The sequence below is a fragment of the Exiguobacterium sp. s194 genome, assembly GCF_018618275.1.
Classification (GTDB): Bacteria; Bacillota; Bacilli; order Exiguobacteriales; family Exiguobacteriaceae; genus Exiguobacterium; species Exiguobacterium chiriqhucha.
Window position 1 is genome coordinate 110,905 of sequence record NZ_JACSLT010000006.1, and the last position, 12,406, is coordinate 123,310.

A 12,406-nucleotide genomic window follows, 5' to 3' on the forward strand; every position below is an offset into this window, starting at 1 on the left:
GTCATGTCAGTACTCTATTATACCGTTATCACCAGTCGATTACTAATCCGAGTGCTCAATCCTCTTTTGATTGATCGAGCATCCGCAAAATGATGCCAGCCGTCTCTTCGACGGCCTTGTTCGTCACATCGATGACCTCACAACCGATCCGCTCGTAAATCCCACGGGCGTATTCGAGCTCCCGGTTAATCCGTTCGAGTTGGGCGTAATCGGCCTCGGGTTTTAATCCGAGCGATTTCAACCGTTCCATCCGAATCGAAATCAATTTGTCAGGTGAGATAATCAAGCCGACACACTTGTCAGGCGGCAATTCAAACAGTTCTTCCGGCGGGCGTGACTCCGGCACGAGCGGCACGTTCGCGACCTTATAGCGCTTCAGGGCCAAATACTGCGAGAGCGGTGTCTTCGATGTCCGTGAGACGCCGACGAGGACGATGTCCGCCTTTTTCAACCCGCGCGGATCACGTCCGTCATCGTACTTGACCGCAAACTCCATCGCTTCGATTTTCCGAAAATAATCTTCGTCCAAACGATAGATGAGTCCTGGTTTTTCGCGCGGACTCTCACCGAGTTGACCAGCGAGCACATCGAGCAAATCCCCGAGCAAATCGACCGTCTTCACACCGTACTCTTGTCCGAGACGGACGAGCAACGACCGGTGTTCTTCATTGACCAACGTGAAGGCGATGACCGCTCCTTGGGCACGCGCTTGTGTCACGACGTCGTGAATCGTCTGTTCATCTTCGACGAACGGGATGCGGAGCGTCTCAATCGCATTCTCATGGAATTGGATGCTCGCGGCCCGGACGACGAGTTCACACGTCTCGCCGACTGAATCGCTCACGACAAATACGAGTTGTTTTTGTGTCAGTGTCAAACCAGATTCCTCCTCAGAACGACTCATCGTTAGCGAGCGCGATTAATACTTTCGTCATGTTCGTCTTCGTCATGCGACCGAGCACAATCAGCTTGCCATCCTTCTCTTCAACGACCGGCATGGCATCGATTTGCTTCTCGATCAACTTCATTCCGGCCCGAATCAACGTCTCACCCTTCTCGCATACCGTGATGTTCGGCATCCGGGTCATGATGACGTTGACCGGCAACTGATCGAGATCTTGATTACCGATGGCAGCCCGGAGTAAGTCTTTACGCGATAGGACGCCGACGAGCTCATTGTCTTTCCCGACGACAAACAGCGAGCCGACGTCTTCCAAGAACAACGTCACGACAGCGTCATACACCGTCATCTCGTTACTGACGACTTTCGCCGACGACATGAAGTCTCCGACCGTCAACGAGTCAAGCTTTTCCCGAAGCAGGGATGAGTTTCGTTTGCCGACGAACGTGTAGCCGACACGCGGTCGGGCTTCTAGTATTCCAGTCATCGTCAAAATGGCAAGGTCCGGTCGGAGCGTGGCCCGGGTGAGCGATAGCTCTTGGGCGATCTGCTCCCCCGTGATCGGTCCGTTGACCCTTACGATTTCAACGATCTTCTGTTGGCGTTCATTCAGCTGCATAGCCAACCCCCTCAAGTTTGGTCAGAGTACGAGCGCGCTAAAATCGGCGACATTCTCGATTGTCGCAGCGAGTCGCTTCATCTCACGCAGACGGTTCTCGCGAATCGCCTCGACATCGCTCATGACCATTGTATTTTCAAAATAAGTGCTAATCGGATGTTCTAGGGCGCGCAATGATGTGATTGCTTGATGATAGTCGCCCGCCTCGACCGCGCGTTCCGTCTCCGGTAACGTCGCTTCGATGGCAGCGTGGAGATCTTTCTCCTCCGTATTTTCAAACAATGACGGATCGACGTCACCGGTCTCGCCTTTTTTAGCGATGTTGACGACGCGTGTCAATTGTTCGATGAGCAGTTTCGCCTCGCTCGCGAGCATGGCTTGAACCGCATCCGCTCTCGCATCGAGTCGGTCGATCGCAAGGCCAGTCGTCAAGACGGCGTCAATGACGTCATAACGGACTTGTCGCTCTTGCAGACGATACTTCAAGCGAAGCATGAAGAAGTCCTCGAGTTGCGCCTTGACTTGTTCTTTATCGGCATCGTAAAGTCCTGCCTGAAGTTGCGAATCGACAACTTGTGAAAGTAATTTGTCGAGTGGCAAGGAAATCTTCCAATCCGCCAAAATTTGAACGACCCCTTGGGCTTGGCGACGGAGCGCAAACGGATCTTGTGAACCGCTCGGGATCATGCCGATTCCGAAGAAGGCAGCAATCGAATCCAGTTTATCGGCGAGTGCGAGTACGGCACCCGTCGATGTCGCCGGCGAGGCATCACCAGCAAAACGTGGCATGTAGTGCTCACGGATTGCTGCGGCCACTTCCGCGTCCTCACCTTGTTGGAGCGCATACTTCTCACCCATCACTCCTTGGAGTTCTGTGAACTCATACACCATTTGGCTGACGAGGTCGAACTTATGGATGGCACCGGCACGCGCCACTTTGGCTGTATCCGCATTGAACAATGGCGCAAGCGTTCCTGCGAGCTGTTCGACGCGACGGACCTTGTCTCCCGTCGTACCCAACTTCTCATGGAAGACGATGCGGTCGAGACGGACGAGTTGTTCGTCAATCTTCGTCTTTTGGTCTTCCTCATAGAAGAAGACGGCATCTGCCAAGCGGGCCCGGATGACCTTCTCGTTCCCTTTGGCAACGTTTTGAAGGTGTTCGGCATTTCCGTTACGGACGGTCACGAAATAGTTTTTGAGTGTTTCACCGATATAAACCGGGAAATAGCGCTGATGTTCTTTCATCGTCGTAATCAAGACTTCTTCTGGAAGTTCGAGATAACGGGCATCGAATTCACCGAATAGCGCTGTCGGCCACTCGACGAGGTTCGTCACTTCTTCGAGCAACGAGGCATCGAGCGGGACGGTCCAACCCTGTTCTGAAGCCAACTCCTCGATTTGACGTTCGATGCGCCCTTTCCGGTCTTCGTACGAAGCGACAACGAACTCGCGTTCAAGCGTCTCAGCATAGGCAGCCGGTTCCGTGATGACGACGTCACCCTTACTCAAGAAACGGTGACCACGCGTCACGTTCCCCGTCTTCACGCCTTCGATTTCGAAATCGATTTGTTCGGTACCGAACAAGGCGACGAGCCAACGAATCGGACGCATATAGCGTAGGCTGCTCGTGCCCCACTTCATGTTTTTCGGGAACGTCATGCCACGGACGACGTCTTCGAGTGCTGGGAGCAACGTGCTCGTCGGTTGACCTGATTCATGACGGTCGGCGAAGACGTACTCGACACCTTTCTCTTCGGCGAAGTACAAGTCGTCGACCGATAGGCCGCGGCCACGGGCAAAGCCGGCGGCTGCTTTCGACCAGTTTCCTTCAGCATCTTGAGCAATCTTTTTCGCTGGTCCGCGAAGCGTCTCCGTCAAATCTTGTTGGTTCTCTTCCACGTCTTTGACGAGAACGGCGAGGCGGCGCGGTGTCGAATAAACGGTGATGGCACCGAATTGGACACGGGCTTCCGTCAAGAAGGTAGTTACGCGTTCCGCCAATTGTTTTTCTGAACGGAGGACGTATTGGGCTGGTAATTCTTCAAGTCCGATTTCTAATAAAAGGTCACGCATCAAGGGCACCTGCTTTCTGTTGGTTCAAAAGTGGGAAACCGAGACGTTCCCGCTCTTCGATAAATTTGGCGGCACATGCACGGGACATGTTACGGACGCGTTGGATGAAACCAGTCCGTTCTGTCACCGAGATGGCGCCTTTCGCATCGAGAAGGTTGAACGTATGCGAACATTTAAGGATATAGTCGTAAGCCGGGAAGACGAGGTTTTCGTCCAAGGCACGCTTCGCTTCTTTTTCATACGTATCGAACAATGTGAACAACATATCGACGTCCGAGAGCTCGAACGTATATTTTGAATGTTCGAATTCCGGCTGATAGAAGATATCGCCATATTTGAATCCGTCTGTCCAGACGAGGTCAAACACGCTTTCGACTTCTTGGATATATGACGCAAGACGTTCAAGACCGTACGTGATCTCGACGGCGATCGGATCGCACTCGATGCCACCGACTTGTTGGAAATACGTGAACTGAGTGATTTCCATCCCGTTCAACCAGACTTCCCAACCGAGTCCGGCCGCACCGAACGTCGGGTTCTCCCAGTTGTCTTCGACGAAACGGATGTCGTGCTCGAGCGGGTTGATCCCGATCAACTCTAAGCTCTCTAAGTAAAGCTCTTGGATGTTGCTTGGCGACGGCTTCATGATGACTTGGAATTGGTGATGCTGATACAAGCGGTTCGGGTTTTCTCCGTACCGTCCATCCGCCGGACGACGTGATGGCTCTGTGTAACAGACGTTCCACGGCTCGGGTCCGAGACTCCGTAGGAACGTCATCGGGTTCATCGTACCGGCCCCTTTCTCAACGTCATACGCTTGCATTGTCAAACAGCCTTTCGACGCCCAGAAATTTTGTAACGTCAAAATAATTTCTTGCACGGTCATGTGCTTCATATGTGACACCTCCAAAAGTATTGAAACGACAAAAAACGCCCCTATGTGCCATGCACATAGGGACGGGATTACCCGCGGTTCCACCCTACTTGCCTCGAGATGAGGCCACTCTTTGGATTGTGGGCGCTCTGGAATTGCCATTCACTTCAACCTGGCGTTCGGCTTCCACCTTCCCGAACTCGCTGCACCCACGGTAAAAAAGCTACTTGTTTTCCTTCATTGCGCACGCTATTTCATTTGTCTAATCGTAGATTATGGTATCGAATCTTGTCGAAAAAGTCAATCATCGTTCAAGTACAATCGCTGCATTTGGTCGAGGACCCGTTTCGTCTTCAGCCGCAGGCCGCTATAGGAGTCCATATACGCATCAAACAGCTGTCGGAGCAGAATCCGTGTCTCTTTCGTGAGCGGAACGTTACTGAATTCGGACAGTTCGTGCCGGCTCATCAAATAGAGCAACTTCGCCAGACGCTCGCTCATGCGAATCGATCCTTCTTCTTGGTGCCGGGCGCAGAGGAAGCCGCCGGCCGTCACCGAGAAGTACATCGGGTCGGTCACATCGTTGCACCGGATGCAGCCGGTCAAGACCGGTGCGACCCCGAGCAAGTGCAAAATGCGCAGTTCGAAGTGATGCGTGATCACTTCCGGATCCATCCCTGCATTGAGCGCCTGCAGGGCGTCGTTCAAGATGCGATAGAGCGGACGGTTCGGGACGCGGTCCTCTACCGTCCGGTCGACGAGTTCGAGCCAATACATGGCGTATGCCATCCGCTCGACGTCTTTTCGGATTTCCGGATAAGACGTGATCACATCCGACGATTTCAATTGGCCTAGGCCACGACTCGCCGGAAAGATATATACCGCTTCGACGAACGGCTGACTCGACGAATGCAGACGGCTGCCCGGCTTTTTCGCCCCTCGTGCCATGACGGCAACTTTTCCGAGCTCTTCGGTGAACAAGGTGACGACTTTGTTCGACTCTCCGTAACTGACGGTCCGAATGACGATTCCCGTGACCTTTTGCAACATGGCTTAATACTCGTCGTCGCGGAAACCGAGGTCGCGGAGTTGGCCCATCTTGTTACGCCAATCTTTTTGCACTTTCACCCATAGGTTCAAATACACTTTCGTCCCGAGGAGCGCCTCGATGTCGTGGCGCGCTTCTGTCCCGATTTCGCGGAGCATCGCACCTTTTTTGCCGATGACGATTCCTTTTTGAGAATCACGCTCGACCATGATCACGGCCTCGACATCAATCATTTCCGAGTTTTCCCGTTTCTTGATTGACTCGATGGCGACCGCGATTGAGTGTGGCACTTCATCACGCGTCTTATGGAGCACTTTCTCGCGAATCAATTCAGAGATGATGAACCGTTCCGGATGGTCGGTCACTTGGTCGGCCGGATAATACATCGGTCCTTCCGGGAGCAACTTTTTGATTTCTTTAAGGAGCGGTTCGACGTTGTTGCCTTGAAGTGCCGAAATCGGGACGTACGCCGCGAAATCGAGTTGATTCGTATACTGCTCGATGACAGCCGGAATCTCGTCCGGATGAATCAAGTCGATTTTGTTCATGACGAGAATGATTGGCGTGTCGAGCCCTTTCAACTTCTCGATGATGAACTCATCGCCGGCGCCGCGCGGTTCCGTGACGTTGACCATGAAGAGGATCGCGTCGACTTCACGTAGTGCGTTCGTCGCGACTTTCATCATGAAATCGCCGAGACGGTGTTTCGGCTTATGAATCCCTGGCGTGTCGATAAAGATGATTTGCGAATCATCCGTCGTATACACACCTTGGACCTTATTGCGCGTCGTCTGCGGCTTGTCTGACATGATGGCAATCTTTTGTCCGATGACCCGATTCAAGAACGTCGATTTCCCGACGTTCGGACGACCGATGATGGACACAAAACCTGATTTAAAATCTTCTTGATACATAGTGCACCTGCTTTCTAAATTTCCAATACGTTCAATCATATAACGAATTTGTCGATTATATAAGGGCCAAAAATGAATAGTGCCGTGATGGCGGCCCCGATCGCTGCGACGAGGACCGACCCGGCCGCGACGTCTTTCGCTTGCTTCGCGAGCGGGTGGATGTCTTTCGTGACGAGGTCGACCGTGCGTTCGACCGCCGTGTTCATCAGCTCGAGCGCGATGACGAGCACGACCCAGCCGAACAGAATCAAGTTCTCGAGTTTCGTCGTCGGGAGCCACCAGGCAAACACGACGACGAGCAGGCTCGATACGAGATGAATCAGCATGTTGCGTTCGGTCCGCACTGCGTGCACGATGCCGTGCACGGCGAACCAGAACGGTTTCACACTTCGCCTCGTTTCAGCTCGAAGTGAGCGAGCACTTGTTCTTGGCGCGCCGTCATCTCCGCTTCTTCCTCGGGCGTCATATGGTCATACCCGAGCAAGTGGAGGAATCCGTGAATCGCCAAGAACCCGAGTTCCCGTTCGAACGAGTGGCCATAATCGGCCGCCTGTTCGCGACAACGTTCGACCGAGATGAGCAAGTCCCCTAAGAGACGGGGCTCGTCTTCATCGAGCATGAAGTCCATCTCGTCTTCTCCCATCTCATCGAAGGCGAAACTGATGACGTCGGTCGCCGTATCTTTCCCGCGCCATTCGCGGTTGATGGCTTGAATCTCATCGTTCGTCAAGAACGTGACCGATAGCTCACTCGGTTCTTCGACGTCTTCTTCCATCGCCGCATGGACCAATATGGATTCAACGAGCTCGATTTGAGCATCCGACAATAAGCCGTGCTCATCGTTCGAAATGATTTGCATGTAAGTCTCCTTCTTTCTTCAGTTCTGGATACTCGATTCGTTCATGGAACAGGCCGGTCAGCGTCTCACACGCGCTTTCCCCGACGCGCCATACTTCTTTCGTCGTCAACTCGCAGTCTTCGAATTGCCCGTCTTGTAGCTTATCACGAATAATCGCACTGACGAGCTGACGAATCCGTTCTGGTGTCGGTTGCTTCTGTGACCGGACCGCCGCCTCGATTGAATCGACGATCATGACGACCGCCGCCTCGCGTGTCTGCGGCTTCGGTCCCGGGTAGCGGAATCGTGATTCATTGACGTCACGCGTCTCTTTCGCTTTCACATAAAAGAACTTCAAGAGCGATGTGCCGTGATGTTGCTCGGCGATATCGATAATCTCTTTTGGCAACTTATAACGACTCAACAGATCGGCCCCGTCATATGGATGGGCCATGATGATGTCGGCTGATTCCTCCGGTGTGAGCCGGTCGTGCGGGTTGACGCCGTTCTGCTGATTCTCGATGAAATGCAGCGGACGCTCGGTCTTACCGAGGTCATGATAATAACTGGCGACCCGGGCGAGCAGTCCGTCGGCACCAATCGCCTCGCAAGCCGATTCGGCCAAGTTGGCGACCATCATGCTGTGGTGATACGTCCCAGGAGCCTCCATCAACAACTTGCGTAACAGCGGATGCGTCGGACTCATCAATTCGATGAGGCGACCCGACGATAGGACGCCGAACCACGGTTCAAGGAACGGCAAGAAGCCGAACGTGAGCACGATGGACAACAGCGCGCTCGTGATGGCGAAACCGGATAAGTAGGCGACCATCTCCCACGTCACTTGCGTGTTGCGCAAGAACAAGAGCGCGAGCACCATGATGATATTGATAATGCCGAGCAACACACCGGACAAGAATAGTCGTTTGCGCTGAATCTTCGGTTCGACGAGGAAGACGGCCAAGAAACTTCCGGTCGCGAAATAGACGACGGTCATGAAGCTCGTGTTTTGCCCGAAACTCGCCACAATCGACCCGGCAATCATCGTGATCAACGCCGAGGCGAGCGCGACCCGTTCATCGACGAGGATACGCAGCAACAGGACGACGAATGCCGTCGGTGCGAGCACGTACGCATATGTCGTGAACTCGATACCGATATAACCGACACCAAAGAAGATGCCGAGCTGTAACAATAATAATCCATAGACAGTAATCAAGATTTTAGGGCGGAGTAACAGTTGTTGAATTTTCGAACGGATTAACATGAACAGAAAACCGATCGTCAACAGTCCGCTCAGTAAGTAAGCCCCGAACAGCGGTGCGAACGAACGATTTGGATCGATAGCCCCTGTCAATTCGAGTTTGCGGTAGATTTCGCGCGTCACGACCTCGCCTTGGTTGACGAGCAACTGGCCTTCTTGAATGATGACCGGTTCGACCGCATCGACCGCCTGCTGTTCTTTCTCACGTGTCGCTTCAGAATCGAACACGTAGTTCGGTACGATCAATTGATCGCTCAGGCTGTTAGCGATCGCCCGGAACTCGAGTGAGAGCGGTGATTGGTCGACAAGTGTCTCAGCCCGATCTCTCGCTTCTGAGATGGACTGTGAGCTCGTGTCGATGCGGTTACCCATCACTTCTTGGAGCGCCGTCACGGTGACGTCTTCGACCGTACGACGGGTGTTCTCGCTCGCCTCGAGCAGAAGGTTCAGTTCATCATCACCGAGGAATCCGTTCACCTCGGTCGAATTCAAGCGATTTTTGATGTCTGATAGCTCGGTGTCATCTTCCGTCTCTTCGAACGCTGCGAACAGTTGCTCGACTTTGGCGATCTGTTGATCGGCAAACTCGCGCCGCAACGAGAACTGACTGCCGACGCTATTGATCGCATCTTGTCGTAACCGCTCCGTCGCCGTCCGGTCTTCAATCGTGACCGGCGAGCGAATGTCCTGTTCGGCAATCCCGAGCGGCTCGACACTAATGATGGATGGGCGCACCGTAAAGTATAGAATCGCGCCTAAAATGAGAAAAAAGAGGACGGAGATTGTCGCGACCGTCCAATGACGTGCTTGCTGCATCAGTGCCCCCCCTTTTGGTTATGTGAGTTCGTTACTATAGGCGTTAATGATTTTCTTGACGAGCGGATGGCGAACGACGTCGGACGACGTGAAATGTTCAAAATGAATCCCATCGACTCCTTCAAGCAGATGTAACGCTTCTTGCAGTCCTGACGCTTTGCCTTTCGGCAAATCGACTTGCGTCAAATCACCGGTGACGACCATTTTCGAGCCGAAACCGAGTCGCGTCAAAAACATCTTCATCTGTTCTTTCGTCGTATTCTGCGCCTCGTCTAAAATGACGAACGCATCTTCAAGCGTCCGGCCGCGCATGTAAGCGAGCGGCGCGACTTCGATCGTGCCGCGTTCGAGCAATCGGTTCGTCTGTTCGACGCCATAGACGTCAAACAAGGCGTCGTACAACGGCCGTAAGTACGGGTCGACCTTCTCTTTCAAGTCGCCTGGCAAGAAGCCCAAGTTTTCACCCGCTTCGACCGCCGGACGCGTCAAAATAATTCGTTTGACTTGGCCTTCTTTCAGCGCACGCGCTGCCAAAACGACGGCCAAATATGTCTTCCCGGTCCCCGCCGGTCCGATTCCGAACACGAGGTCACGTTTTTCGATGGCCCGGACATATCGGCTCTGTCCGACCGTCTTCGCCCGAATCGGTTTCCCTTTGTTCGTCGTGAAGACGACTCGCTCATAATGCTCGAGCAACTCGTCGCCCTTGCCGACCTTGATGTGTTGAATCACACTGATGGCATCGCTTTCGTTCAAGCGAGCCCCTTTTTTAACGAGTTGTTGCAACGTCTTGATCACGGCCTTCGTCAATTCGAGCGTATCGGCCGTATCGGCCTGAATGATTAATTCTTCTCCACGAGGAGTGAGTGCGACCGCGAGTTCTGCTTCGATGGCTTGAAATACCTCGTCCTTCGGTCCGAGGAGCGCCTGCGCTTCGTTCGCATGTTCCATGACGAACGGAATTTTATCAGTCATAATCAATGGTTGTTTCTCCTCCCCATCAGTAGATTGTTCCTTCTTTACTTTAGCACTATCAAGCCGTTCGTGAAAGAAAGACCGTCCATTCCTCCAACAAAAAGAAGCAGTGACACGGAGTCACTGCCTCAGGTTTAACGACGGCGTTTCGACACCGGCGGTTGCAAAATTTCACTCCACACGACCGCTTGCCGAACTTGCTTCATCGAGATGCGCGGTTGTGGCCGCGACTCGGTCGACTCGGTAATCGGTGGAATTTTGACCGTCTGTTCGAACTGGGCACTCACGTGCGGTAGCTCTTCACGTCGACGCGGTGCATGTCGGTCTGTCGTTTCGGCCGGTGCGGCGACACGGCGACGTAGTTTCTGAGGAGCCGGTTTGTCTTGCTTGTTGCGCGGCTCATCGAACGTCGCCTCGACTTCTTTCATCATGTCACCGACCGTATCGAGATAACGTTTCAAATCCGTACTCGGTGGTCGTTCTCCAGTAGATGATGGTTTCTCCATCCGCTTCATGACCGCCGAGGCAATCCCGAAAGCGGCTAAGAGTAGTACCCAGAGTCCATCCATGTCCGTTACTCTCTATCAGATTCGACAGGATGACCGATTGCTTTACGCATTTCTGTATCGGCTTGGACGTTCAAGTAGTTGACGTAATCCATGACCCCGAGTTTGCCATTTCGAAGTGCGTCGGCCATCGCGAGCGGGACTTCCGCCTCGGCCGCGACGACTTTGGCGCGCATCTCTTCGACCGATGATTTCATCTCTTGCTCACGGGCGATTGCCATCGCGCGGCGTTCTTCCGCTTTCGCTTGTGCGATTTTCTTATCAGCTTCGGCTTGGTCGGTCTGGAGGACCGCCCCGATGTTTTTACCGATATCGATGTCGGCGATATCGATTGATAGGATTTCAAACGCGGTCCCTGAATCGAGACCTTTCGTCAATACGGTACGTGAAATCATATCAGGGTTCTCCAAGACGTGCTTATGGTTGTGTTGTGAACCGATCGTCGAGACGACCCCTTCACCGACACGGGCGATAATCGTCTCTTCCCCGGCACCCCCGACAAGACGATCGATGTTGGCGCGGACTGTGATGCGGGCTTTCGCCTTCACTTCAATCCCATCCATGGCCACACCAGCGATGAACGGCGTTTCGATGACTTTCGGGTTAACGGACATTTGAACCGCCTCTAACACGTTACGGCCAGCAAGATCGATTGCTGCGGCACGTTCAAACGATAATTCGATATCGGCACGGTGGGCCGCAATCAAGGCGTTGACGACACGGTCGACGTTACCCCCGGCCAAGAAGTGACTCTCGAGCTGGTTCGTGTTCAAGCCGATGCCGGCTTTGACCGCTTTGATGAGCGGGTTGACGATTTTCGATGGGACGACGCGACGGAGTCGCATCCCGATTAGTGTGAAGATCGAGACGTGGACGCCAGCGGCGAACGAGCTGATCCACAGCCCGACCGGTACGAACGTGAAGAATACGGCGAGCGCAATCAATCCTCCACCCGAGATGAGTAACGTGGTCAATAGTTCTGGTGTCATTCTGTTACATCCTCCTTAGGCTCTATAAAGTTGCGGACGACAACGCGTCCTGAATCGACTTTATACACCTGAATTTTCGTTTGCGAATCGAGATAGCTACCTTCTGTCACGACATCAATCCGTTCTCCGTCAATCTCAGCGGTACCCGCCGGGCGAAGCGGCGTCAACGTGACCCCGACTTTCCCGAGCAACCGTTTGCGGTCATCGTGGGACAAATACCCTTTGTCTGTTGACGTCGAATCGGTCAAAATCAACCCTTTATACATGAGCGATCGATTGGACTGTAGGCGACGATATGCCCAAAATCCGAGTCCAGCGACGATGGCCGTGGCTAAACCAAGCGACAACCACAGTTGTCCGATTGTGGCACCCGCCATAATCAAACTGGCGACGACCGCCCCAATCCCTAGCACGCCGAACAATCCAAAACCGGCAACGAACACTTCAATTCCTAGAAGGACGATCCCGACAAAAAACACCGTCAGAATCACTCCGAGACCAAATGTCATCGTATTGCAACCCCCTT

Annotated in this window: 13 protein-coding genes; all 13 read right to left on the reverse strand. The window is 53.4% G+C overall.

Annotation, left to right across the window (positions count from 1 at the left end; translation table 11 throughout):
- Positions 1-55: 55 nt before the first annotated feature.
- The gene (locus KNP85_RS09025) at positions 56-904 is read right to left on the reverse strand and encodes a pyruvate, water dikinase regulatory protein (protein WP_051627707.1); all 849 of its coding nucleotides are present in this window, start codon (positions 902-904) and stop codon (positions 56-58) included.
- Positions 891-1,520, reverse strand: coding sequence for a transcriptional regulator CcpN (gene ccpN / locus KNP85_RS09030; protein ID WP_021065695.1), 630 nt, complete (start codon positions 1,518-1,520; stop codon positions 891-893). The genes KNP85_RS09025 and ccpN overlap by 14 nt, the downstream gene beginning before the upstream one ends.
- A gap of 21 nt (positions 1,521-1,541) precedes the next feature.
- Positions 1,542-3,596, reverse strand: coding sequence for a glycine--tRNA ligase subunit beta (gene glyS / locus KNP85_RS09035; RefSeq protein ID WP_214802726.1), 2,055 nt, complete (start codon positions 3,594-3,596; stop codon positions 1,542-1,544).
- On the reverse strand, positions 3,589-4,482 hold the full coding sequence (gene glyQ, locus KNP85_RS09040) for a glycine--tRNA ligase subunit alpha (protein ID WP_370447070.1): 894 nt from the start codon (positions 4,480-4,482) through the stop codon (positions 3,589-3,591). Before glyQ ends, glyS begins: the two co-directional genes overlap by 8 nt.
- Positions 4,483-4,770: 288 nt before the next feature.
- A complete protein-coding gene (recO, locus tag KNP85_RS09045; RefSeq protein ID WP_214802729.1) occupies positions 4,771-5,520 on the reverse strand; it encodes a DNA repair protein RecO in 750 nt (249 codons plus the stop codon).
- Positions 5,521-5,523: 3 nt separating this feature from the next.
- Positions 5,524-6,432 carry a GTPase Era gene (gene era / locus KNP85_RS09050; RefSeq protein WP_029595225.1) on the reverse strand — a complete coding sequence of 303 codons (909 nt, stop codon included), beginning with the start codon at positions 6,430-6,432 and terminating at the stop codon, positions 5,524-5,526.
- Between the two features lie 35 nt (positions 6,433-6,467).
- Entirely contained in the window at positions 6,468-6,818 is a 351-nt protein-coding gene (locus KNP85_RS09055; protein WP_214802733.1) for a diacylglycerol kinase family protein, read from the reverse strand.
- On the reverse strand, positions 6,815-7,291 hold the full coding sequence (ybeY, locus tag KNP85_RS09060) for an rRNA maturation RNase YbeY (RefSeq protein ID WP_029595223.1): 477 nt from the start codon (positions 7,289-7,291) through the stop codon (positions 6,815-6,817). The genes KNP85_RS09055 and ybeY overlap by 4 nt, the downstream gene beginning before the upstream one ends.
- Positions 7,269-9,350, reverse strand: coding sequence for an HD family phosphohydrolase (locus KNP85_RS09065; protein ID WP_021065688.1), 2,082 nt, complete (start codon positions 9,348-9,350; stop codon positions 7,269-7,271). The genes ybeY and KNP85_RS09065 overlap by 23 nt, the downstream gene beginning before the upstream one ends.
- A gap of 18 nt (positions 9,351-9,368) precedes the next feature.
- Positions 9,369-10,325, reverse strand: coding sequence for a PhoH family protein (locus tag KNP85_RS09070; protein ID WP_029595222.1), 957 nt, complete (start codon positions 10,323-10,325; stop codon positions 9,369-9,371).
- A gap of 134 nt (positions 10,326-10,459) precedes the next feature.
- Entirely contained in the window at positions 10,460-10,894 is a 435-nt protein-coding gene (locus KNP85_RS09075) for a hypothetical protein (RefSeq protein WP_029595221.1), read from the reverse strand.
- Positions 10,895-10,899: 5 nt separating this feature from the next.
- On the reverse strand, positions 10,900-11,880 hold the full coding sequence (gene floA / locus KNP85_RS09080) for a flotillin-like protein FloA (protein ID WP_021065685.1): 981 nt from the start codon (positions 11,878-11,880) through the stop codon (positions 10,900-10,902).
- Complete coding sequence (locus tag KNP85_RS09085; RefSeq protein ID WP_021065684.1) at positions 11,877-12,389, reverse strand: NfeD family protein; 513 nt, start codon at positions 12,387-12,389, stop codon at positions 11,877-11,879. Before KNP85_RS09085 ends, floA begins: the two co-directional genes overlap by 4 nt.
- Positions 12,390-12,406 lie beyond the last annotated feature (17 nt).